The organism is Planktothrix sp. FACHB-1365, from assembly GCF_014697575.1.
Taxonomy (GTDB): domain Bacteria; phylum Cyanobacteriota; class Cyanobacteriia; order Cyanobacteriales; family Microcoleaceae; genus Planktothrix.
The window spans coordinates 1-23799 of record NZ_JACJSC010000038.1; the positions used below are offsets into that span (position 1 = coordinate 1).

Annotated in this window: 25 protein-coding genes and 2 pseudogenes; 15 read left to right on the forward strand and 12 right to left on the reverse strand. The window is 37.8% G+C overall.

Translation table 11 applies throughout. The annotated features are described in order from the left end of the window. Nucleotides 1–123, reverse strand: a pseudogene (locus H6G57_RS29250) (ISAs1 family transposase); the annotation flags it as partial. Nucleotides 124–292: 169 nt separating this feature from the next. Between H6G57_RS29250 and H6G57_RS25570 the strand changes: the two are divergent. The 12 genes and pseudogenes from H6G57_RS25570 (at nucleotide 293) to H6G57_RS25625 (ending at nucleotide 10739) form a co-directional block, all read left to right on the forward strand. Then, a complete protein-coding gene (locus H6G57_RS25570) occupies nucleotides 293–1027 on the forward strand; it encodes a hypothetical protein (RefSeq protein WP_190523821.1) in 735 nt (244 codons plus the stop codon). Then, entirely contained in the window at nucleotides 1027–2526 is a 1500-nt protein-coding gene (locus tag H6G57_RS25575) for a hypothetical protein (RefSeq protein ID WP_190523824.1), read from the forward strand. The genes H6G57_RS25570 and H6G57_RS25575 overlap by 1 nt, the downstream gene beginning before the upstream one ends. 361 nt (nucleotides 2527–2887) lie before the next feature. Then, the gene (locus tag H6G57_RS25580) at nucleotides 2888–5146 is read left to right on the forward strand and encodes a ribonucleoside-diphosphate reductase subunit alpha (RefSeq protein ID WP_190523828.1); all 2259 of its coding nucleotides are present in this window, start codon (nucleotides 2888–2890) and stop codon (nucleotides 5144–5146) included. 56 nt (nucleotides 5147–5202) lie between these two features. Continuing rightward, on the forward strand, nucleotides 5203–5427 hold the full coding sequence (locus tag H6G57_RS25585; protein ID WP_242049092.1) for a ribonucleoside-diphosphate reductase: 225 nt from the start codon (nucleotides 5203–5205) through the stop codon (nucleotides 5425–5427). A gap of 104 nt (nucleotides 5428–5531) precedes the next feature. Further along, the gene (locus H6G57_RS25590; RefSeq protein ID WP_190523831.1) at nucleotides 5532–6065 is read left to right on the forward strand and encodes a hypothetical protein; all 534 of its coding nucleotides are present in this window, start codon (nucleotides 5532–5534) and stop codon (nucleotides 6063–6065) included. A gap of 150 nt (nucleotides 6066–6215) precedes the next feature. After that, nucleotides 6216–6419, forward strand: a pseudogene (locus tag H6G57_RS25595) (ribonucleotide-diphosphate reductase subunit beta); the annotation flags it as partial. Between the two features lie 115 nt (nucleotides 6420–6534). Further along, nucleotides 6535–7377 (forward strand): HNH endonuclease signature motif containing protein, encoded by an 843-nt coding sequence (locus tag H6G57_RS28755; protein ID WP_199314460.1) that lies wholly within the window; start codon nucleotides 6535–6537, stop codon nucleotides 7375–7377. Between the two features lie 139 nt (nucleotides 7378–7516). Then, nucleotides 7517–7720, forward strand: a complete 204-nt coding sequence (locus tag H6G57_RS25605; protein WP_242049093.1) for a hypothetical protein — start codon at nucleotides 7517–7519, stop codon at nucleotides 7718–7720. A gap of 297 nt (nucleotides 7721–8017) precedes the next feature. Then, nucleotides 8018–8638 (forward strand): GIY-YIG nuclease family protein, encoded by a 621-nt coding sequence (locus H6G57_RS25610; protein WP_190523833.1) that lies wholly within the window; start codon nucleotides 8018–8020, stop codon nucleotides 8636–8638. A 181-nt stretch (nucleotides 8639–8819) separates the two neighbouring features. Beyond that, nucleotides 8820–9293: a ribonucleotide-diphosphate reductase subunit beta gene (locus H6G57_RS25615; RefSeq protein WP_255528404.1), complete on the forward strand. Its 474-nt coding sequence runs from the start codon at nucleotides 8820–8822 to the stop codon at nucleotides 9291–9293. A 118-nt stretch (nucleotides 9294–9411) separates the two neighbouring features. Further along, complete coding sequence (locus tag H6G57_RS25620; protein WP_190523836.1) at nucleotides 9412–10302, forward strand: 2OG-Fe(II) oxygenase; 891 nt, start codon at nucleotides 9412–9414, stop codon at nucleotides 10300–10302. 152 nt (nucleotides 10303–10454) lie between these two features. Continuing rightward, nucleotides 10455–10739 (forward strand): YiaA/YiaB family inner membrane protein, encoded by a 285-nt coding sequence (locus tag H6G57_RS25625; protein WP_190523839.1) that lies wholly within the window; start codon nucleotides 10455–10457, stop codon nucleotides 10737–10739. A gap of 107 nt (nucleotides 10740–10846) precedes the next feature. Here the strand turns inward: H6G57_RS25625 and H6G57_RS25630 are convergent, their stop codons facing one another. Next, on the reverse strand, nucleotides 10847–12238 hold the full coding sequence (locus H6G57_RS25630) for an NB-ARC domain-containing protein (RefSeq protein WP_190523841.1): 1392 nt from the start codon (nucleotides 12236–12238) through the stop codon (nucleotides 10847–10849). A 264-nt stretch (nucleotides 12239–12502) separates the two neighbouring features. Here H6G57_RS25630 and H6G57_RS25635 point away from each other — a divergent pair, with 264 nt between their 5' ends. Further along, the gene (locus H6G57_RS25635; RefSeq protein WP_190523844.1) at nucleotides 12503–13126 is read left to right on the forward strand and encodes a hypothetical protein; all 624 of its coding nucleotides are present in this window, start codon (nucleotides 12503–12505) and stop codon (nucleotides 13124–13126) included. Further along, nucleotides 13126–13755: a hypothetical protein gene (locus H6G57_RS25640; protein ID WP_190523847.1), complete on the forward strand. Its 630-nt coding sequence runs from the start codon at nucleotides 13126–13128 to the stop codon at nucleotides 13753–13755. Before H6G57_RS25635 ends, H6G57_RS25640 begins: the two co-directional genes overlap by 1 nt. 146 nt (nucleotides 13756–13901) lie before the next feature. Here H6G57_RS25640 and H6G57_RS25645 read toward each other — a convergent pair whose 3' ends face one another. From H6G57_RS25645 to H6G57_RS25660, 4 genes are all read right to left on the reverse strand, one after another. After that, nucleotides 13902–14111 (reverse strand): type II toxin-antitoxin system HicB family antitoxin, encoded by a 210-nt coding sequence (locus H6G57_RS25645; RefSeq protein ID WP_190523850.1) that lies wholly within the window; start codon nucleotides 14109–14111, stop codon nucleotides 13902–13904. 128 nt (nucleotides 14112–14239) lie between these two features. Next, nucleotides 14240–14698 (reverse strand): ferredoxin, encoded by a 459-nt coding sequence (locus H6G57_RS25650; RefSeq protein WP_190523853.1) that lies wholly within the window; start codon nucleotides 14696–14698, stop codon nucleotides 14240–14242. Then, a complete protein-coding gene (locus tag H6G57_RS25655; protein WP_190523858.1) occupies nucleotides 14698–15084 on the reverse strand; it encodes a DUF1257 domain-containing protein in 387 nt (128 codons plus the stop codon). Before H6G57_RS25655 ends, H6G57_RS25650 begins: the two co-directional genes overlap by 1 nt. Nucleotides 15085–15130: 46 nt before the next feature. Then, nucleotides 15131–15340 carry a DUF2997 domain-containing protein gene (locus tag H6G57_RS25660; RefSeq protein WP_190523861.1) on the reverse strand — a complete coding sequence of 70 codons (210 nt, stop codon included), beginning with the start codon at nucleotides 15338–15340 and terminating at the stop codon, nucleotides 15131–15133. A 438-nt stretch (nucleotides 15341–15778) separates the two neighbouring features. Here H6G57_RS25660 and H6G57_RS25665 point away from each other — a divergent pair, with 438 nt between their 5' ends. Next, the gene (locus tag H6G57_RS25665) at nucleotides 15779–18124 is read left to right on the forward strand and encodes a cation-translocating P-type ATPase (RefSeq protein WP_190523936.1); all 2346 of its coding nucleotides are present in this window, start codon (nucleotides 15779–15781) and stop codon (nucleotides 18122–18124) included. On the opposite strand, the gene H6G57_RS25670 is transcribed toward H6G57_RS25665, so the two are convergent. The 6 genes from H6G57_RS25670 to H6G57_RS25695 all read right to left on the reverse strand — a co-directional run bounded on the left by H6G57_RS25670 (nucleotide 18117) and on the right by H6G57_RS25695 (nucleotide 23729). Then, nucleotides 18117–18683: a peroxiredoxin gene (locus H6G57_RS25670; RefSeq protein ID WP_190523864.1), complete on the reverse strand. Its 567-nt coding sequence runs from the start codon at nucleotides 18681–18683 to the stop codon at nucleotides 18117–18119. The two genes, H6G57_RS25665 and H6G57_RS25670, sit on opposite strands and share 8 nt — an antisense overlap. Nucleotides 18684–18708: 25 nt before the next feature. Further along, on the reverse strand, nucleotides 18709–19347 hold the full coding sequence (locus H6G57_RS25675) for a Coq4 family protein (protein ID WP_190523867.1): 639 nt from the start codon (nucleotides 19345–19347) through the stop codon (nucleotides 18709–18711). A gap of 111 nt (nucleotides 19348–19458) precedes the next feature. After that, complete coding sequence (locus H6G57_RS25680; protein WP_072720896.1) at nucleotides 19459–19602, reverse strand: hypothetical protein; 144 nt, start codon at nucleotides 19600–19602, stop codon at nucleotides 19459–19461. 43 nt (nucleotides 19603–19645) lie between these two features. Continuing rightward, complete coding sequence (locus tag H6G57_RS25685; protein ID WP_190523870.1) at nucleotides 19646–21742, reverse strand: response regulator; 2097 nt, start codon at nucleotides 21740–21742, stop codon at nucleotides 19646–19648. Nucleotides 21743–21913: 171 nt separating this feature from the next. Beyond that, nucleotides 21914–23341, reverse strand: coding sequence for a cell wall metabolism sensor histidine kinase WalK (locus H6G57_RS25690; protein WP_190523872.1), 1428 nt, complete (start codon nucleotides 23339–23341; stop codon nucleotides 21914–21916). Nucleotides 23342–23345: 4 nt separating this feature from the next. Continuing rightward, complete coding sequence (locus tag H6G57_RS25695; RefSeq protein WP_190523875.1) at nucleotides 23346–23729, reverse strand: response regulator transcription factor; 384 nt, start codon at nucleotides 23727–23729, stop codon at nucleotides 23346–23348. Nucleotides 23730–23799 lie beyond the last annotated feature (70 nt).

Genomic DNA, 23799 nt, shown 5'->3' on the forward strand with positions numbered 1-23799 from the left:
TAAATTCCTCGACATTAGCCCCAATATGACTATTAATAATACTAGCCATATTGGATGCCTTGTTCCCTGAGCCTTCCGGTAATCCTTGACTTTTTTCAGTTTTTCTATTAAAGTTGTTAGCATCTTTATTTTAGAAAAAATAAGCGACCGCTCTTGATTTTATCAGGTAGCGATCGCTCTTTCTTTACTCTTTTCCCCCCGACTTTGAAACAGCCCTGCCTTTTTAAGGGGGGCTAGGGGGGATCATAACCTAAAAAGTCAAAATTATTGCTAATATATTAGTTAAACCCTTATGATGATCACCAGATTTGCCACTAAAAAAATGATGCGTAAAATTGCCTTTTTAACCTTAACTATTCTAAGTATAACGCCTTTGAGTGCGATCGCCTGCCAAACCGGACATCCTGACTCCCTCGCCTATATTCGCCGGGATAATAACCGTTGTGAAGGACTAAAAGATGGTCAAGATGTTTCATTATCCTTTCGACTGACCTCTTTAGTTTCTCGGAATCTGAATAGTTATCCCAATACATTAACAGTAAAAATTCCCGCTCCTAATAATAGCAGTCCTAATCTGGTGATTCAATCCTATTTTAGAAATTATCGCTTAGATGAAATTAATTTAGTCAAAAGTGCGTCTAACTTTATTTTTAATTTACCAACTGTTGTTCTGCAAAATGCTAAAATTCCCCCAAATAAACTTAGAGCTTTAGCTTATATTACTCAACAATCAGAAAGAATTTATTATCCAGTGATTTTAGGAAATCCTTCCCCTCAATATGAATTTGTGATTTATTCCCCAGAACGAGTTATATTTACTAACTTAGAAGTGCGACGGAATGGAAAGGTGATTCCAGGTAGCCCAAGCCCTCGCCCCAACCCAATTCAAGGCGAAATTACTTATACTTGGAAAGCAGCAAACGCGCCTGAAAATGGACGTTATGAATTATATGTTAAGGCTAAAGGAGAAAAGGAAGTTCGTGCTTATAGTTATTATTTTGAACATCATAATAATTGGTTAAAATAATGAGAAAATTTGCTATTTTTAGCCGTGAATTAAAAGACAATGTTAAAAAAGCAGGATTAAATATTATTCAGTTTGTTGTAAATGCTTTTAAAAAATTAGGAAAAATCACTCTCAGCATTTTTACAGCTATTTCTCAAAAAATTTCTTTTTTAATTAAGAGTTTCTGGAAAATATTGTTAAGTCTATGGAAATTATCAAAAATATTTTTGTTAAGGTTTTATAAAAATATCCTCAGAAAACGGGATAAATTTGTGGCTTTAATTTTCCTAACCTTAGCTTGTGTAATTCTAGGTTCAATTTTTTATCCTTATGGGAAATATGTCTTTGAAGGAAATTTTCTAGTTGAGGAATTAAGTTTTATTGTTAATTCCCAGGGTAATCAACGATTAATTAACCCAATTTTAGGATTAAAAACCTTTGATTTAACCGGACAACAAACCCTAACATTACGGGGGAAATTTACCAGCAAAACCGAACCCAAATTCAACCAAAAACAAGAAATTACCTTAAATTTAGATCGTCCCAAGAGTCGGTTATTAATTTCTTCTGTTAATGAAAATAAACCGAGTTATATTGAATTAACTGAATTAAAATTGATTCCTTTTAAACCCGAAAAAACTCAAAATCTTCTTCCGGTAAAAGTCCAATCTTTTAACTATGATTCTCAACTCAATCAACTATCTTTTTGTCTAAAATTAGTTCCAAATACACCTGACGATATTAAATATATTCTCAAAAATGATGCTTATAATAACAAAAAACCTTCTGATTCATTTAATCAGGGTAATTTGTCCATTGATATTTGTCAAGATCCCGATGTATCAACCAATAAACCCTTAGTAGCAAATCTGGGACTAAAATTAGGTCAAGAACCGATTAAAATTAGTTTAGAACAGGTGAGTATTCCTGAATTGGGAATTAAGTCTACTCCTGATAATCCCAACTTGATTGATTTTACCTTAATTCCCGAATCCGATCAACGAGAATTTATTCTAACTTCTCCCTCAAATTTAACCATTACCCTTCCTCCTCCCGAAACAGATAATAATTTTTCTCGCTGGATACAAGGGAATTTAGACGTTAAACAGGTGAAATTTACCAAAAGTGAAACCTTCGGAGATAATCAAGATCAGTTTCCCCGTTCTACGATAGTTTCTGGAGAAATTTTAATGACGGATAAATCCTTAGAAATTAAACAGAATCAGTTTTTATTGATTTCAGGAAAGCCCGGAATTCAACGCTTAAGATCCATTGAAATCCAACCCGAATCTCCTGCTGGGTTACAGGTGCGTTTTGTCGGAAAAGCTAATCAAGTTGAAGTGGGTTTAGATCCAGAATTTCCAGTTAGGAAAATTAAACCGCTTTGGATTTCTACCTTGGGTTTTTCCTCTGATTCTATTGTAGCATTATTATCGTTTTGTGCCACTGTTATTGGGTTTTTATTACCCTATTTATTTATTCCCAGTCCTGGTTCTAATTCCGATCCTCAAGATGAATAACAACGAGGATGTATCTTAGGGTTGGAAATATAATCGATTGTAATAGTGATGTGAATAATGAAGTCAGGATGGGGCGGTTTATTGAGACTATTTATTTCTCTTAAAGATTGTTACAGAACCCACCCGGACAATATTTATGCAGTTTGAAGCAGGCTCTCAAACACCGCCGACATCACTGTTCTAGGGTTGTTTTTTTAAGCAATTTAATAATGCTAATAAGTCTAATTTTAAGTACAGTTATCAAATATTACGCTAAATATAGTGTAAAATAAGATTTTTGTCAATGGGTATCACTAAATATGGAATTAGAGTACAGTGGTAAGGCATGAAATTATTATAGAAGTGGGTAAAAAGATTGACTATGCAATCAACATCACTATCCATAGCGACAACCCCCAGCAAAGATATTAAAGTCATCAAACGGGATGGAAGTTTTGCTCCGTTAGATGTTTCTAAAATTCGAGAAGTTGTCAACTGGGCTTGTGAGGGGATGGAGGCGAACCCCATTACCCTAGAAGCGGGACTCACCACCCGTCTCCGCAATGGTGTGACCACCAGAGAAATTCAGGATAATTTAATTAATTGCGCCCTAGAATTATGCAGTCCCTCTGACCCAGACTGGCGTTATGTAGCCGGAAGACTGCATATTTGGAGTTTATGGAAAGATGCCTTAGTTCGTCGAGGTTATGAATACGGCGACTATTGTAGAACCGTTCACAACAAAGTTGAACAGGGGCAATATGATGTTAGGATTTTAACCTATACCGTAGAAGAACTTCAAGAAGCTGGGAGTTGGATTAATCCCGAATGGGATAAAGATTATGATTATGCTGGGGCGGTTTTGTTAAGTAAACGCTATTTATTGCCCGATGAATTACCCCAAGAAGCTTTATTAACTTGTGCTTTACTATTAGCAATTGTTGAAACATCCGAAAATCGGTTATTCTGGGCGCGAAAATTTTATCAAGCGATCGCTCAACGCAAAATTTCCTTAGCTACACCCATTTTAGCCAATTTAAGAATTCCTCATGGTTCCTTAAGTAGCTGTTTTATTACAGCAATGGATGATAACTTAGAAAGCATTTTTGACACGATTAAAGATGCTGCTAGGATTTCTAAAAATGGCGGGGGTGTGGGAACCAATGTTAGTCGAGTTCGGGCGACGGGAAGTTGGGTCATGGGGAAACAAAACACCTCTGGGGGTGTTATTCCTTGGATTAAATTATTAAATGATACTGCGATCGCAGTTAATCAAGGCGGTCGTCGGGCGGGGGCAATTACAGTTAGTTTAGATATCTGGCATTTAGACGTTCCTGAATTTTTGGAAATGCAAACTGAAAATGGAGATCAACGTCGCAAAGTTTATGATATTTTTCCACAATTAGTCATCCCGGATGAATTTATGCGTCGGGTGATTAATCGAGAAGATTGGACATTAATTGATCCCTATGAAATTAGGGAAAAATTAGGCATTGAATTAGCGGAAACTTGGGGTGAATCCTTTGAAAAAGCCTATCAAAAAATAGAAGAAAATTTAGATACAGAAATTACCCTTTATAAAAAGGTAAATGCTAGAGAACTGTTCAAGTTAATGATGCGTTCTCAAGTGGAAACGGGAATGCCCTATTTATGGTTTAAAGATACCTCAAATCGAGCTAATCCGAATCAACATGAAGGGTATATTCCGGGGGGGAATTTATGTCAAGAATCGTGGAGTAATGTTAAACCCGGAGAGGAAGCACACACTTGCAACTTAGATTCCTTGAATTTGGCTAATATTGAACCCGAAGAACTCCCAGAAATCTGTGAAATTGCGGTGCGAATGTTAGACAATACCATTGAAATTACCAATGCACCCTTTGAAGCCAGTAAACACCATAATCAAAAATATCGTACCATTGGGGTTGGAGCGATGGGATTAGCGGATTGGTTAGCTAAAAATCGCTTAACCTATAATCATTTAACCGAAATTAGTCATCTATTTGAAGATATCGGTTTTTATTGTACTCAAACCTCAATGGAATTGGCAAAAGAACGAGGTGCTTATCCAGCCTTTAAAGGCAGCACTTGGAGTCAAGGAAAATTAATTGGAGCGAAACCTGTAGAGTGGTTTTTACAACACGCTGGAAATAAAGAACGCTGGCAAAAATTGAGTTTAGAGATTCAAAAATATGGGATTCGGAATTCTCATATTACTGCGATCGCTCCTAACACATCTTCTTCTTTAGTGCAAGGATGTACCGCTAGTATTTTACCTTGTTATAGTCGTTTTTTCTATGACAAATGGGCAAAAGGAACCGTACCCATCGCCCCACCTTTCTTGCGGGATCATTTCTGGTTTTACCCGGAAAATAAAAGCCTAAATCAACAAATTGTTGTGAAAGCAGTTGCTACTGTTCAACAATGGATTGATACCGGAATTTCAATGGAATTAATGTTTAATCTCAACGAAGGAATTTATTTTCCTGATGAGCCTGATCGGACTTTGAAAGCTAAAGATATTTTTGATATCTTAATCTTGGCTTGGCAAGAAGGCTGTAAAGCGGTTTATTATGTCAGAACGGTACAACGTGACAGCTTCAAAGAAGCCGATGATAGCTGTGCCGCTTGTGCAAACTAAAAGTTAAAGATACAGTAGAGACGTTGTATACAACGTCTCTACTGTATTTTACAAGTATGACCCTAGACTTCTTTTCATCATCAGCAATGGATAAAAATGGGCATCAAAAACCCTTAAAAATGCCCATAAATCCCATTTTTAACCCCAATGGAAACGATGATATTGCTCATCGTTCAATTTGGTTCGGGGAAACCACAAATCTAATGCAGTTAAACGACGTGCGTTATTCCTGGGCTGTCGGTTTGTACAAACAAATGCGCGAGAATTTCTGGGTTAATTAGGTAGCCCAGACTAAATCCCTTGAAAACGGTGAAACTCTGTGTAATTTATTGGCGTTGCCAGAAAGTTTATTATATTATGAAATACAACTTTCATAATATAACAAATGGAAAGCAAGACCTGTAGCAAGTGTCACGTTGTTAAACATATTTCAGAATTTCACAAAGACGCTAGGTTAAAAAGTGGAATAGTCTCAAGGTGCAAAAGTTGTACTCTTGCATACAAACAAAGCTATTACGCATCAAGTCATGGGAAAGCTAAATCCAAAGCCTACGTTGAAAGAAATCAAGAAAAGATAAAATCCTACAACAAGCAGTATCTTAGGGAATATAGAAACTCTGGAATTAAAAATAAAAATAAACTAGAGTTTTGTATTTATAAAGGTGGTTGTTGTTCAGAATATGGATTTGTTGCAACGGAAGATACTATTGCTGCCTTTGATTTTCATCACACTGATCCTTCTGAAAAGGAATATACTCCATCAGATATGCTGTTGATGAGAAAAGATAAGGTATTCCAGGAATTAGATAAATGTATTCTCTTGTGTTCTAACTGTCACAGGATTTTACATTACAGACAATACCGTGCCAAGCTTGCTAAAAAGCAAGAAGGTGTAGAGACTAACCCTATACGGGAGTAGGCAGTAAGCGATTGACTGTCGAAGCAGGGGACTCCTTTTTAGATTAAAAGGATGATGAGATAGTCCGATCCATAAGGTGACTTATGGCAGCTTGAATCAAGCGGGTTAGACTTAGCGAATCTAACTGAACACAAATGACCTGAAAAATTAGATATTACTCAGGATGTCGTGGATTATGTTAATTTAACTCCCGATGAACGCTGGGCATTTGATGGAATTTTATCCTATTTAACGTTCTTAGATTCCATTCAAACCTGCAATATTCCTCACCTCAAAAGTTGTGTAACTGCCCCAGAAATTAGTCTCTGTATGGCAGAACAAACTTCTCAGGAGGCAATGCACAATCAGAGTTAATTGATAGCTCCTTTCGTCAGTAATGGCGATCGATCACTCCTTTAATTGCTGGAAAATCTCACTCGAATATTCTAAAATATTACGATAGAGACAATCAGCAGCTAAGTGACCAAAAATGAAAAAGCTTATTCCCTTTAATTCCGAATATAGTGTCACTCCTGATGGACAAGTTTTCAAAGGAGATAAATTATTGAAACAGCACACGAAAGGCTGCGTTCGTGTGTCCCTTTCAAGAAAACTATATTTGGTTTCAGAAATTGTTGCTGCGACTTATTTACCCAAACCCCAAAATGCCACTAAGTTAGTTTACTTGGATGGTAACAATCTCAATGTTTCTCTTGAAAACTTGATGTGGGTCAGTGACAATTATGAAGAAATTGATTTTGAGTTTGTTGAATTTAAGGGAAAAAGTTTTCGGCATATAAGCCATTTAGAAACCAAACAATATTATATTAGTGAGGCAGGAGAAATCTTAAATTTTGCCACACAGAAAATAATTAATCCTGTTTGTGATTCTATGGGTTATGCTCGATTTACTTATTATTTTCGACAAATGGATCATCTTGAAAAACGAACGATTGCTGTCCATATTCTAGTTTATGCAACTTATCGTGGACAGTATGACGATTCGGTATTTGAGATCAATCATATTGACGGGAACAAGTTAAATAATCATTTATCCAATCTTGAAATAGTTTCTCACCAAGAAAATATAATTCATGCAGTACAGCTAGGACTACAAAGTCGTAAATACCCTGATTCTACAATCAAGTCTATTGCGACAATGTTGCTGAATGACTGTTCATGGACTGAAATCTATAACTTTCTTTGTGAAAAGCACAGTGAATTAAACAAGACAACTGCATTTTCGCTAATTAATAGCGTTGCTCATAATCCGTCTTGTTATCCTGATTTATGTCAAGAAGTTGGATTGGTCAAAAGTTCAACGACTAGCTGAAAGGCGTAGAGCCAAGCGGCTCGAAATGGGGAGCAACCCAATGGGTTGAAGATATAGTCTGATCCATAAGGTGACTTATGGCAGCTTGAATAAAGCGGGTTAGGATTAGCGAACCTAACTGAACACTTTGTATCAATACATGATTGAAACGATTATTCCATCAGATCGAAGAAATTTTGTCTATGATTTCTGGAGAACAGATGAAGTTTTACGCGATCGCTGTGAATTTATTGCCGGAATTTATCAAAAATATATTGATGATTCCACTGCTGAAAACTATTTCATTGCTCTGTTAGCCGATTATATGTTAGAAGGACTTTACTTCTATAATGGGTTAAATTAATGGCCCCCTAGCACCGCGAGATGTTAGTGAAAACTCATCAAATTGCTGGAACTCCCTAAAGCCTTTATACCAAAGCGAAATTAGAAATGATAAGCGCGCCAGGTGCGAGAGCAGAAAAAAGTTAAAGGATTGATTGGAAGCCGCAAGGGATCTAATCTTTACAATGGGTAATCAGCAGCCAAGCTCCGCATAAAAGGAGAAGGTTCAACGAACAGAAGGTGAGTATCTTTAACCAACTTGACCATAAACGGATTGACTTTTATAATGGATTTATCATCTAATTTAATCGTGATCTGTATGGCAAGTTTAACAGGTGTTGTCTATCAGATTAAAAATCTTAAAAACGGCAAGATTTATATCGGTTGCACAACAATTAATTTTGGCAATAGGCTGGCGCAACATATCCGTAGTATAGGGCAAATTAAAACAGACCTATATGATGATATGGAAAAAGACATTAAGGATTTTTCTTTTTGTGTTATTGAAGATAACATCCCATGTCGTGATTTGAGAAAAAGAGAGTCACATTGGATTCATTTTTTTCAATCTACAGTCAATGGCTATAATCAAGTCATTTTTAATGGAAATGAGAAACTAACAGAACACAATATTTGGGAGATTAAAGATTTAATTATTACTACAAATCTTAAATTCCTAGAAATTGCTGATATGTACAGGATCTCACCTGATGCAATCGCTGATATAAATCTTGGTCGCGCATGGCTAGATGAATCTGCCGAGTATCCCTTGAGAAAGCGGACTATTAAAAGGAAAAAACTTTCTGAGAATGATATTTACCAGATTTATGAATTGCTGCGTGATCAGACACTATCTTTTAAACAAATTACTGAAAGATATGGGTGGTCAAGTGAAGCCGTTTTAAGAAAAATTAATAATGGTAAGCTGTCACGCAGTTAATTTTTTTGCCCAAAACCCTTGCTGCAAGGACTCTAGCCTACAAAATATCAAATTTAGATGCGTAGCAGCTTACATACAACATCAGTCCATTACCTAAAGAATGTTATCCGATTAGATCGGTTGATTCTCGGAAAGGACGTAAGGTTAAAGATAATGGTATGTTCTAGCCCCTACCGAAAGGATGGGTAGTAGCGTTATCTACTTCTACAATTTAGCGTCACGGATGTTAATGCCGGGATCTGCTGATATTTTCAAAATGATTAATAGGGACGAATTGAGTCATGTTCGGTTATTCCAAAAATTGATTCCTGAAGCCATGCAAGTGTTTACCCACTCCATTGATCAAATCTATGAAATGTTCAATACTGCCGTTGAACATGAATGTAAATGGACGAATCATATTGTGGGGAATAATATCTTAGGAATCACGGAATCTAGCACCGAACAATACACCAAATATCTAGCAAATATTCGGTTGCGTTCTATCGGTTTAGAACCCCTTTATCCCGATAAAAAATACAGCAAAAGTCCCTATACCCATTTAGAACGCTTCTCAGATACCAAAAAAGAAGCGCATACTAAAGCCAATTTCTTTGAAGCCAGCGTCACCAGTTATGTGATGTCTTCCGGCGTCAGTGGTTGGGACGAAATTTAACCGCTCGTAGAGACGCGCTTATTTATGCCGTAAGACTATTAGCGCGTCTCTACCGTTGAGATAAAATTTATGTAAACATAGAGGAATAGCTTTCTGGCAATGTTTGCACGAACTCTGTATGAATACTATCCCCCCTAAAACCAATACCCTAATTTCCACAGACCAACTCCAAAATTTAATCAATCAGTCAATTAAAACCTTAGAAACTCTGCTTAAAGATCAGAAAGTTTCTCCTTCTGATCGAGCGAATATTGCTTTAAAAATATTAGAAATGGCAGGAGACTCTGCTGTTACTCCTCTTGAATCTTTAAAATTATCTTCTATTTCTAATAATTCTATTGTTTCCCCACTCCCAACAAAAACTATTGAAATCCTTCCAACTTCAACCCCAATTGTTGCAGAGAATAGTTTGACAATTTTGCCAGCTAATTATGTACAAATTGAGAACTTTTTTACCCTAGAAAAAAATAGAGAAGCCTTAAAAATTGCTTTAAAACAATCGAGTAAATTCGTTGATTCTAAAACAACAACTAAAGCTATTAATTATCGTAAATCTTCTATTCTCTATGCAACATTATTTCCTGATTTTTATGAATTTCTCCGTAAAAAATTAATCGCTACACTACCTTCTATTTTAACTCAATTAAATCTTTCACCCTTTACCGTTTCGCAAGTTGAAATGCAATTAACGGCTCATAATGATGGGTGTTTTTATAAAATTCATAATGATTCAGGTAGTTCTGAAACAAATACTCGTATTATTTCTTATGTCTATTATTTTCATAAACAACCCAAAAACTTTTCGGGAGGAAATTTAAGACTGTATGCAACGGAATGGCAAAATGGTTATGCTTTAAATGAACGGGAATTTATTGATATTGAACCCCATAATAATAGTATCGTTTTTTTTGATAGTCGTTGCAAACATGAGGTTATGCCCGTTAGTTGTCCATCCCGACGGTTTGAAGATGGACGCTTTACCCTTAATGGTTGGTTTCGCGCTGGCTAACTTAACAGCTAATTGGTTAATGTCCTAAATCGGTTTATTTTCAATAGACAAGAGGGTAGTGTACAGTTTCTTAAACTGTCCATAACTTGTGAGGGTTTTTGTGGATCACAACTAAAATCTAACTAAACTAACACCCCAAGGAAGTAACAGTTATGAGTAATAAACAAATGTTAGCGCAAAAAGACACACCCGCTTGGATTCTTCAAGTTTGGGTTTCATTTATTCTGGCTGTTTCTACAACTGCGGTTGGGATTGCTTACCTTCCCGTTGATATTTGGGTCAAAGGATTTATGGGAATGGGGTTAACGTTTTCGGTGGGTTCCTCTTTTACTTTAGCAAAAACGATTCGAGATAATCACGAAGCCGAAAAACTGTTATCTAAAGTTGATCAAGCTAAATTAGAGAAATTATTAGCTGAATATAACCCGATAAAATAGTTAATCAGTAGGGTGCGTAAGAGCTTCTCGCACGCACCTAGTAATACCTATTGAATGGATTATATCAAATGAGAAACCAAAAACAATTATATATATTATTAATTGATTCATTTTTTTGACATATAGATTTTAAATAAAGGGTCAAGAAAAAATTTAGAGTGATTTGCTTCTTTCTCTTTTTCTACTAACCCTCGACGTTGTAAAGATTGTATTCCATTGATAATTTCGTCCAAGGATAATTTTAACTCTAATATTATGGGTTCAATCTCTATTCCCTCTGATTGATTTGCCATTTTAATTATAATTTGTTTTTCTACTACGGATAACCGTTGCCAATGGCTTTGAAAAAGAAATTCTAAATCTCCTAAAAATACAGTTTTACTATTTAAAAACTTAGAAACATAACCATTAAAAAGATTGTCTATTGTATGAGCAATTAGTTTTAAGGCTATAGGATGACCTTGATACAGGTTAATCAACTCTAACCATTGTTCCTCATCCAGTAATTCTTTCTCCTTTAAAATTGCTTTTCCTTCCTCTCCTAACCCTTGCAGATGTAAAGTCCTAATACAAGAATTTTTTCCCTCTAAGATATCAATTTCTCTCGGTTTTTCCCAACTCAGAAGTATTAAACAACTGGGATAGCATGAAGTCGCAATTTGTTTAAAAAACAAGCCATAATCTTCATAATTCGGTAAATATTGACCCGCTAATTGTCCTGAACTAAAAATAGATTGCAGATCATCTAAAATTATTAAACAACGATAAGAACGAAAATAATCTAAAACAGTAGGTAAAGGAGAATCTTCTGTTTGAGATAAACATTGAATTAAATTTGTTTTCAATTCTAATAATAGGGGTTTTTGGCTTAAACTTCGCCAAATAATAATATCAAATTCCTGTTGAATTTCTTTAATGAGTTGAACTGCGATCGCACTTTTCCCAATTTCACTCAGTCCGTATATTGTAATAAGTCGCATCTGTTCTTCTAATATCCATTGTTTTAGGGTAGAGAGTTCAGAAGTGCGATCATAAAAGCTTAAAACTTCAGGTGCTTCTGTCAAATCAGAATATTTTTTAAGTTGATTTATATTAGAATTATTGTTATTATAATAGTGAGGTTTATCTTTTTTTAAATCTGGGTTTTGAGCTTGTGCTATTTCTGAAATCTGTAAATTTTCTCCTCCTAGATTAACATTATTATTAACAATGTTTCCGCAACTATTAGTTATATTATTATAAAAGCTTAATCCTTCAAAAAGAGAACGAAAGTTTGACTGTTTTATATCTTCCTCTAGGATATCAGATAGAAGTTTCCATAATTTCCAAGCTTGTTTTTTAACATGATCATAACTACAGTTATAATTTTCTGCGATTTCTCCGTATTTTTGATGTTGCCAAGTTCCTTCTAGTATCGCTTTTTGCAGAGAGTCGAGATGTTTTCCCGTTTTAGCGAACACCTGTTCATCAGTCCACTGCAAGACTTCTTGAATATCCATAAATGTAGGTGAGGTTGTTGTTGAGTCTGAATTTTTACCACTTTATCCCACTTTTTGCAATTATGGTAACTTTTTACCACTTTATCCCACGATTTGAGAACCAGAAATATTTCAAAAGTTCCCACACTATACCACTATTTTCGCTTGTGTCAACCACCAATAGGATGATATTTTATTGAGAACAATGTAATCATTAAATTTTATAATTCAACACCAAAACTTTGTAAATTTCAGATTATCTAGTTTTTCATTAGGAGAGTGCTCATGGCATTTGGATCTAATTATGTTCGTTTTCAAACAAAATTTTTAATTGGCTGGGCAATTGTGGGATTCGTCCCAGCGATGGGTCTGTTTATTGATGAAATGATTTCACCGTCGGGAAGCTTTAATGGAATTGGAGATCTTTTAGGCAATGCTATTGCTATTATCCCAGGTATGGTCATTTTCGGTGGTTTCTGTTTATTAATTGACGGCCTTTTTTGTCATCAAGGTAGATTTTCACAAGTAACTCATCCCGAATGGTTTTGGTATGTTTACCCAGTTTTCTTTGTCTGGTCACTTACCCTAACTTTTTTATTGGGTTTCTTAGGTATCAAAAGTTCTAGTTCTAGTAGATCATCTCCTTCAATTAAACCAGAAGCAGTTAAAAAAGAAGTAGATAATATGACCATTGATGAATTTTTGAAAAAGTTTGATCAACCGATAAAACAATTAGAAAAACAAGGAAAGTTAAATCATGAACAGCAAAAAGTTATTCGTAAACTCCGAAAAGTTGATCGTTCAGACTATGATCAACTTTTACAAGAAATTTGTAATGATAATGAGTTAGAGGAGATTTATAAATTATTTATACAATGCGTTATGTTACTAGGACGGATGGTAAGCTAATGGGACAAAAAAATAGATATTATCAAAATATTACAATTGATAAAAATACTTGGCTCTCAACACATCTTAATATTGAGCCGGGAGATTATTTTGGGGAATTTGATTTCAATAACCAAAAACTACGACTAACAAAACAAAGAAATACTAAGAATCGTAAAATCTATGAGATGACTGTAACTTTTGAACAATTAGTGGTAATATTAACACTTGCTACAAACGTTCAGGGAGATAAGTTTACCCCTGGAGATTTAGTAGCTATAGAGAACATGAAGAGAAGATCTCCTTCAATCGACAAATCGAGTGATTCAGATAGAATACATCACATTATACCTTTGGCAGTCTGTGAAAAATGTAAATTGATCACAGAAGCTTGGCCTGTTTTTTATGAAAATAGTCCGATGAATCTTTTGCCAGTGCCTCTTTATTTTCATAAAGGAGCTCATCCAAAATACTCAAAAGGGGTAGAGCGTATTCTTGATAAAAGATGGTCTGAATTAGTAGAGTGTGGACAAGAAAATGATCTTAATGCGATTATGGAGGTTATAAAAGAAGAGATCGAACGCTTAACTGACCTGATAAAGAAAATGGAGGCGAGAGGAGTTTGTTCAATCAACGATATTTTTAACTAAATAACGGTTGAATAATCTGCAATATCAGTTATTCTAATATCTGCTTGTCAGTCAGGCTTGGGGCGAGCTTAGTAATATTTGGGTGAAGTTACAAAGCTCTTGAAGAACCCGCCCCTACAAATTTTTATAAATTCGTTATAGTCGTATTAAGCTAACAATAATCGTCCTTTAGGTTCAGGAATAGAACGCCCTAACTCTTGCGCTGTTTCAATCCATTCTTGCATAATAATTTCTACATTTTCTAATACTTCTTGATAGGTTGCTCCATCCGCAGCACATCCTGGTAACTCTGGTACTTCTGCAATAAACGCTTGATCTTCATGACTCCAATAAATCACTATTTCATACCGTAGCATTTTTTATTCTCCTAATTTCTTATATTTAAGACGAAAGATTAAAATAGGCAAAAGAAGAATATCCTCCTTTTGCCTGATGCCATAAAATGAATATAAAAAATGGCAGTTTTTAGCCTACCAGAAAAAAGTTATTCGGTTGGAGAATTCTCTCGTTTCCGTTGTTCCTGGTGACGTTTCCGACGTGCCATCGCTGCTTCGACTGGGAAACCGACAACGGGAATTACCTGATCTTGACGTTCTGCTTCTAAACGTTTCAGTTCAGTGTAATTAACCCAATGAATACAATTGACCGGACAAGTATCAATGGCTTCCTGTATTAACGCGGATGTATCGCCATCCTGTCGAAATACACGCGCTCGACCATAATCTTCTTGAATAAAAAAAGTATTGCGAGCGACGTGGGAACAGTGTCTACACCCAATACAGGTGAGTTCATCCACATAAACCCCTTTTTGTCGTAATACACCGCCGAGTTCCGGTTCAAACCCAGACCGTAGAGGTGCATTTCGCAAAAACCCGCCCAGTTCCGGTTCCAGTCCAGAACGTTCGGAAACGGGTTCAGTTAGCGATACAGACCCATCAGACATTAGGCACTCCAGCGTTGTAAAACTAAGCGGATGGAACCATCTTGATGATTTTGTTGTTCTGAAACTTGAAACCCTTGTTTGGCGGTTTCATTAACAACAGTTTGATAAGCATACCGTTGAGTGATTTTGCTTAAAAAATGATCAACGGGAACAGCTTGTTGCCAAAATTGTAAATCAGCAACAAACTCGTATTCTTTGCCATTCCAGGTAAAGCCCAGGTCATACCCATTTTCTTGCTCAATGACAACTTGAGCCGGACGGGTTTGACCTTGATAACCGCGAACCTCTTTAGGGCCAGCTTTCCAGTCAATGCCCAGATCGCTTAAAGCAGTTTGTAATGAGCTAAGATTCCGAATTTGGGTTTTGATTTGGCTAAAGTGTGACATAGTTGGCGATTTTCAACGAGATGTTCAGTGAACTCAAAAACAGAATTTACCAATGGCTCGAACCCACGTGGGTTGTCGCACTATCTGACTGTTGTTGGGTATGGGCATAATACTCAGAAGTTGTTTCCTGAGTTAATACAATGCCTAATTCGGCTTCGAGTGCAGCCGTTACTTCCGCACAGGAAGCCCCAACAATGCCAGTAACTTTCTCCTGCACACGGCCATCTGGATAGATGATGAATTCTAACGTTTCCATAGGCTAGGGGAATGGCGAGGAAATATAGGACAGGATAGCTCGACCTGGGCGGTTGAACCGTCGGATAGGCGAAAACCGCTCTGTCGAATTGCGTTTGACTCGAAATGTCCGTACATCAATTGTGACGAATGGATCAAAAACGAGTCACAACTTAACAAAAGTTATTAATACCTGAAACAGTAGGTCAATTATATGTTAAGTTTATCCGCCTTTGAGATCAAGGTTGGAGGGAAGAGGGAATGGGGAATTACGAATTACGAATTACGAATGGGGACAGAAATTAAAGGTGCGTCGCCTAGAACCGCGTGTAGAGACGTTTCATGAAACGTCTCTACAAGGGTAATGGGTAGCTCTGTAACCGTTCACCGTCAACCCTTAACCGCCAATTGTTCTATAATCTCTGTGATCTGCACTGCGTTGTTACGACCCCAAACCGTTATGCAACTTGCTCCCAAACCTGTTACGGATGAAACTTTATCCCAACCTCAAACGGAAACGATTATTTTAGATGTGGGGGGGATGCAGTGTGCTGGATGTGTCAAAGCCGTAGAACGTCAACTCATCCAACAACCGGGGGTGATTTCGGCTGCGGTGAATTTAGCAACGGAAGTGGCAACGGTTGAATGTGCAGTCAACCAAATTAACCCAGAAAATTTAGCTGAAATTTTAACCAATACTGGGTTTCCCACCCAACCCCGCAGTTTAACGTCTAACGCTACGGACAAATTAAAGGCGTTACAAGAGCGACATCGGCAGGACATGGGAAAACAAATTCAACGCATTGTTACCTGTGGTCTGTTGTTATTGTTATCAAGTATTGGACATTTACATCATTTTGGTTTTCCCCATATTCCTTTACTGAGTAATATTTGGTTTCATTGGGGACTGGCTACCATTGCCTTATTATTTCCGGCGCGTTCTATTATTATTGATGGGGGGCGGAGTTTATTCAACAATGCTCCCAATATGAATACGTTGGTCGGACTGGGAACCCTAACCGCTTATTTAACCAGTTTTGTCGCTTTATTATTTCCCCAATTAGGTTGGGAATGTTTTTTTGATGAACCTGTGATGTTATTGGGGTTTATTTTATTAGGAAAAACCTTAGAACAGCACGCTCGACAACGAGCCGCCACCGCTTTTCAATCGTTAATTGCATTACAGCCAACTACTGCTCGTTTAATACCGCCTCAATCTGAAAATACTGGAATTTTAAATAGTGTAGAAATTCCCGCAGAACAAGTCAAAGTGGGGGAATGGTTACAAGTTTTACCCGGTGAAAAAATACCCGTTGATGGAGAAATTCGGTTTGGAACAACCACCGTCGATGAATCGATGTTAACGGGGGAATCGATGCCAATTTTAAAACAAATTGATGATAGTATTTCAGCCGGAACGATTAATCAAACCGGGGTGATTTTAATTGAGGCAACGCGCACGGGTTCTGATACAATTCTAGCACAAATTGTGCAGTTAGTTGAAACCGCCCAAACTCGCAAAGCTCCGATACAGAAATTAGCGGATACAGTCGCAGGATATTTTACTTATTTCGTGATGAGTTTAGCGAGTTTAACCTTTTTATTTTGGTATGGGTTAGGAACTCGAATTTGGCCGGATGTGATGACCTTGGCGGGGGTAGAAATAGCGACAAATGCGCCTTTATTATTAAGTTTAAAATTAGCAATTGCGGTATTAGTGATTGCTTGTCCCTGTGCTTTGGGATTAGCAACACCTACGGCTATTTTAGTCGGTTCAGGAATGGGAGCAGAACGAGGATTATTAATTAAAGGCGGGGATATTTTAGAACGAGTCCATCAACTGAATACGATTGTATTTGATAAAACTGGAACCTTAACAAAAGGTTCTCCCACGATAACAGATTGCCTTTCAATTTCTGATTTATCGTCTCAAGAAATATTACAATTCGCGGCAACAGTAGAACAAGGTTCAAATCATCCCATTTCTGAAGCGATTTTAACAGAAGCGAACCATCAAAATTTATCCTTATTAACCGCATCGGATTTTAAAACTCAACCGGGGTTAGGAGTTTCGGCTATTATTGATCATAAAAAGGTATTTGTGGGCAATTTAGCGGGATTAATTGAATCTAATATTATTCCCCCTCAACCTTTACCGGAATTTTTAGGAAAAACGATGGTTTATATTGCCATTGAGGGTAAAGTTGTTGGGGTAATGGCAATGAGTGACCCCCTGAAAACCGATTCTAAATTAACCGTTGAACAGTTAAAAAACATGGGGTTGCGGATGATTTTATTAACGGGCGATCGCCAATCTGTTGCTACTGCGATCGCATCTGAGTTAAACTTAAAACCAGAGGATATTTTTGCCGAAGTTCGACCCGAAGGTAAAGTGAATGTGATTCAAACTTTACAACAACAGGGTCAAGTTGTGGCAATGGTGGGAGATGGAATTAACGATGCACCCGCCTTAGCGCAAGCGGATATTGGCATCGGGTTAGAAACGGGCACGGATGTTGCTAATGAAACGGCTGATATTGTCTTAATGCGAAATTCTTTAATGGATATTGTCGATTCTATCCAATTAAGTCGCGCTACCTTTAATAAAATTCGTCAAAATTTATTCTGGGCATTTGGTTATAATATTATCGCGATTCCCCTCGCGGCTGGGTTTTTATTTCCTCAATTTGGGATTTTATTCAGTCCTTCAATGGCAGGTGCTTTGATGGCGTTAAGTTCGGTGAGTGTTGTTAGCAATTCGTTATTATTACGTCGTCATGTTAAACGTTATTGGGTTACTAACTAAGCCAAGTAATCACTTCATGAGCATTTTTATCGGGGGGGAATACAGGATAAAATACCTTGATAATTTTGCCTTGATAGAGAATTATTGTTAGCCTTTTAATAAAAACTACGCCGTTTATTTCAAAGGTTGGAAGATTGAGCGTATTAGCAAAAACAAGCTGAGAATCACTTAATAATAAAAAGGGTAAATGAAGACGCTGGGTTGCTTCTTGTTGAGATTCTGTTGTTTGTGTACTTAGACCAAAAACAACAGTATTTAACGACAGTAACTCATGGTGAGAATCACGAAAAGAGCAGCTTTGCGGTGTACAACCTCTCGCACCCGGTATTTCCTCCCAACCCTTGGGAAGTTCATCTCCGGGTTTCCCAGTCATGGGATAACAATAAATAACAGTTCGTTGAGATTGCGAAATTTCCGTTAAGCAAACTTCCTGACCGTCTGTTGATTGAAGCAGAATCGGAGGAACTTCCAAACCCATCAAATGATTAGTCGCACCATCATCTATCGGTTGGGGCAAATTATCCGGTAATGTACTCAGGTTTTGATGGGTAATCGTCATATTTTTGGAAGATTAAAGATGCAGATTAAATCATAATATCTAAGGAAATGCGAATATCTTCTATCGGTTTTTCCCAGAGACTATTCCATTGAATTCCAAACAGGGGTTTAGCTCGTTTTCCCATTGTCCATCCTTTCGCTAAAGCATCCATAATAGATTCGCAAAGCTCTATTTCTTCAATGGCAGTCTTGAGTAAATTTTTAGAGAGGAGTGATAGAAATAAACGATCATAATGTAACTGCGCTATGCAAAAAGCTTGTAATTGAACTTCACCTGGCTTATCAGTATCACTATCTGTTACAATGTGCCAGATATCATGGGTTTCACCAATATGAATTGCCAAATAAGAAAAGTCATTATCTTCTATTTTTTCAACGGGAACAGGTTTTAAATTATTCTTGATCATCATATTAGAATAAAGGTAACCTAAAGTATTTTTAGGTAACTCATGAAGTTGCTGTAAATTAATATTTCCTAAAAGCGGACGTTCTTTAAATGCACGTTCACCTTGAGGACTTTGACGAAGAAAATTGACAATCTGTTCTAAAGTAGAATCATCATTAAGTTCTTTAGAAAGTTTTCCAATTCCTGAAAAATCTCCATAAGGAGCTTTAACAAGAGCTAAAAAACCATCAAAAATTGCTGTCTGTTTATCTTGAGTCATTGTATTTAAGTAATATTCGGGACTGTTTAATGAATCCAAACCTAATCCTAATTTGATAATAGCTGAAGGGAAGTAAATTCTCTACTTTGTTTTTCGTTAAACCGTTCCCTACTATAAAATTAAGGGAATTTGGCTAATCGGTGCAGGTAACATTTCTCCTCGAAAATCCAATACAGAAACAATTAATAAATAAGCCAGCGCCAGCAGAATTGAAATTGCACCTGTAATATAAGCAATCAGTTTTGAACGTTCCATAAATCCCGTTTTCCTTAATCACAATATGAGGTTACTTTTCATTTTAAGCGGTGAACTGATTACTAAACCGAGACTCTTGAAACTCTTTAGATTTAGAAAGATAACGATATTGAGTTTCTCGCATCAGTCGAGTAATGGTACTGACTAATTCACCCGGAAGAACAGGCTTGGATAAATACCCATCAAAACCTTCTGTCATCGCCTGATCCAGCGCGTCTGAGTGAGTATAAGCACTCACGGCAATGACGGGAAGCCGCCCCCCGTGGGTGAGTTCAATAGATCTCAATTTTTGGATCAAGGAATAACCATCCTCATCAGGCATACAAATATCGCTAATGACCAGATCCGGTAAACAGCACTCAATCGTTGCGATCGCATCCTGAACCGATGCCACCGCCTGCACCTGAATATCATACTCTTTCAGAACTTGAATCAGCAGTTCTCTGGTATCAGAATCATCATCTACCACTAAGACCCGTAACCCCGCCAAAACCGATTCTGCAAGCGGTATTATCCCCTCACCCGTTTCCAAGTTTCCGGGTGGGGTATAGGAATCCAGATTCACGTCCAGCAAGGGAAACCGAACGCTGAAGGTAGCGCCTTGGTTTTCTCCGGGGCTTTCGACCGCAACTGTTCCCCCTTGCATTTCCACCAAGTTACGAACAATAGCTAATCCTAACCCTAACCCCCCATAATATTTTGTGGTTTTGCCATCCGCTTGACGAAAACGGTCAAACACGAAAGGCAGAAATTCTACAGGAATCCCAATTCCTGTATCCGTTACCTGAATTACCACCCAGGAGGTTGTAGACAAATCCTTGAAATTAAAATTATTTTGAGCTTTTTCCGGGCTAGTTTCTATCAATAATTCTACCTCAACCGCACCGCCTTGGGGTGTAAATTTAATGGCATTTGATAAAAGATTCCATATAATTTGTTGTAAGCGACGAGCATCTCCTGCTACCCAATAAGAATGATGGAGTTTAGAAGCAAGAGATTGAGAATGTTTAAAGTTTAAATCAATTTCTTTTTCTGCAAAGCTCAAATATAAATCATCAATAGCAGCTTCAACCACAGAAATAATATTAACGGGAACCTTATTAAGCTGCATTTTTCCAATAATAATTCGTGAAATATCTAAAATATCCTCAATCAGTTTCGCTTGTAATTTAGCATTGCGTTCAATGGTTTCTAAAGCTTTTCGAGTTTTATCTTCACTAAATTTCTGATTTCTTAAAAGTTTAGACCACCCTAAAATCGAATTTAACGGGGTGCGGAGTTCATGGGAAAGGGTAGCTAGAAATTCATCTTTTAAACGATTAGCTTCTTCCGCTTGTTGTCGAGCCGCTTGTTCCCGAATAAACTGAGCGCGATCTTCTTCGGCTTGTTTGCGGTCTGTAATGTCTTCTAGGGTTCCCACATGACCCAGTAAATCGCCATCGGAAGAAATCATAGGAGCGACTTTCATCTTTACCCAGCGCACTGAATTAGACTGAGTATTCAGGCGAAACTCCTGAGAATATTCCTGTTTTTTTTGAATCCAATTTAACCACTGTTCCCCAGTTTGATCTCGATCCTGGGGATGAACAAATTCTAACCAGCCTTCAGGAAAACTGGCTTCATTGACCTGATCAAAAATACTTTGAAATCGAGGATTTGTGTAGGTACAGCGAGCTTCTATATCAATTACAAAAATTCCCACGGGAGAACAAGCACTTAAGGAGCGAAATCGTTCCTCACTTTTTTTTAAAGCGATTGTAGCTTGGAATAATTCGACAAAAACCGTTACTTTCGATAATAAAATTTCGGGTTCTAGGGGTTTAATTAAATAATCTACCGCTCCTAAAGAATATCCCTTAAACATGAAATTTTCATTTTTACTAAAAGCCGTGAGAAATATAATCGGTGTCGAGCGGGTGCGATCGCGTTGTCGAATTAAACTTGCGGTTTCAAACCCATCCATCCCCGGCATCTGCACATCCAATAAAATCACGGCAAAATCATTTTGCAGCAGACATTTTAACGCTTCTTCCCCAGAAGATGCTTTGACAATATTTTGACCCAAAGAGATCAAAATAGCCTCCAATGCGAGTAAATTCTCCCAATGGTCATCAACAATAAGGATATTAACTTTAGGCATAATCAGTTATCAGTTATTAAGTATCCGCATCATCAGTGATCAAGTATCCGCATCATCAGTTATCAATAGGTAATGGGTAAAAATATCGATTATTGTGCTTCGCACAATAGCTGATTTCCCCTTCCCCTAACTTTTCTTTTTGATGACTGATAACTGATCACTGATAACTGATTACTGATGAATGGGAAGATAGAGCGTAAAAATAGCACCTTTACCCAAGTAACTTTTGACCGTAATATTTCCCCCATGAGCTTCTACAATACGACGGGCGATAGCTAAACCCAAACCTGTGCCTCGACCTTGACGCGATCGCTCGGCAGTGTAAAACTGTTCAAAAATATGGGGAAGATCGGTAGGACTAATGCCCTTGCCTTGATCTTGGATCTCCACAGCCACCTGAGATCCCTCCTCCGTTCCCTTCAGAGAAACGGTAGATTGAGGATGAGAGTGCTTAATCGCATTATCCAGAATATTGAGAAAGGCTTGTAACAATCGTTCTGGGTCGCCCTGGAGTTCCACATCAGGAATATTGAGGGTAATTTCCACATCGGCACGTCTCAGACGAGATTCCAGCGCTCTCACAGCCCGATTAATCAAGTCTCGCAGGTGTAACGGTTGGGTTTCTAATTCCGTAATCCCCGCTTCTAAGCGTCCCAAATCTAACAGATCATGGATGAGTTGGGATAAACGTTTAGTTTCCTCTTGGGCCGTCTGCATAAAGCGTTGGCGCAGTTCCGTTTCTTGATCCGCCCCACTAGCCAAGGCCTCTAGCGTAACATAAACGTTGCTTACCGGAGTTCGTAACTCATGGGAGACATTTGCCAAAAAAGCCCGTCTCTCTTGATCCAGAGCCGCTAATCGTTCGCTCATGCGATTTAATTCCAAGGCTAACTGCCCGACTTCATCGCTTTGATTAACGGTTAATTTTTCACCGAGATGGCCACTTCCCAAGCGCATTGCAAACACAGACATCGCCTGAATGGGACTAGCAATACTCCGGGTGAACCATTCACTAATCACCGCACACAAGAGAAACGTTACAATCAGGGACGCTAAAATTGTCCAGATCACCGTTTGAAACTTGGCCTGAAATTGAGCCAAAGTAATCGACATTCGTAACACCCCTAACATTCGATTATGACGAATAATGGGACGGGCAACAAATAAGCGATCTTCTTCGGACAAAACTCCTTTGGCGAGTCCTTGGGTCGTTTGCTGGTTAAATGCTTGTCGCATTCCGGCTACAGCAAACCAGTCTTTCACCTGAAGGTCGGTTTTGAGGTTAGAACTCGCCAGTAAACGACCATCGGGGGAAAAAACCCGCAGAGTGAAGGCTTGGGGTGTACCATAACGTTGAACAATAACTTTAACCCGTTGCAGATCTCCCTCTTCCAAAGCGTCAGCCACACTTTCACTCAGAGCCCCTGTCCAGTCCTCTAATTCCACCTGTCGGGTTTGCATAAAATAAGCATAGAAGGAAAAGAGGATATAACCTGCTAACAAAGACGTTCCGATTGCTGTTAAAGCCAGATAAGTGGTTAACAACTTGAGATGGATAGAATTCCATCTGAGTTTGATTTGAGGAAAAGGGATGCTCATAAAATTAATCACTCATGTTTTCTTCTGGGTTACGACGGCGTAAAACAGCCTTCATTCGAGCCAGAAGTTCCCGCGTATTAAAGGGTTTAGTTATATAATCATCCGCCCCTGCTTCTAAGCCCCAAATTTTATCGATGTCTTGGTCTTTAGCCGTTAACATCAAAATTGGGATATTAGAAAAAGCTCGAATTCGCCAACACAGTTCCATGCCATCAATTCCCGGTAGCATTAAATCTAAAAGAATCACATCAGGAACCTGTTTATGGAACAGTTTGAGGGCGGTCATGCCATCGGTGGCTGTTGTCACGGTGTAGCCTTCCTTGGTTAAGGCATAAGTCAAACTCGCACGCAACGCTTCTTCATCATCGACCAGTAAAACATGAGTCATGGTAATCAGTGATCAGTCATCAGTTAGTAGAGACGTGCCATGGCACGTCTGTACACAGTCAATAGTTACT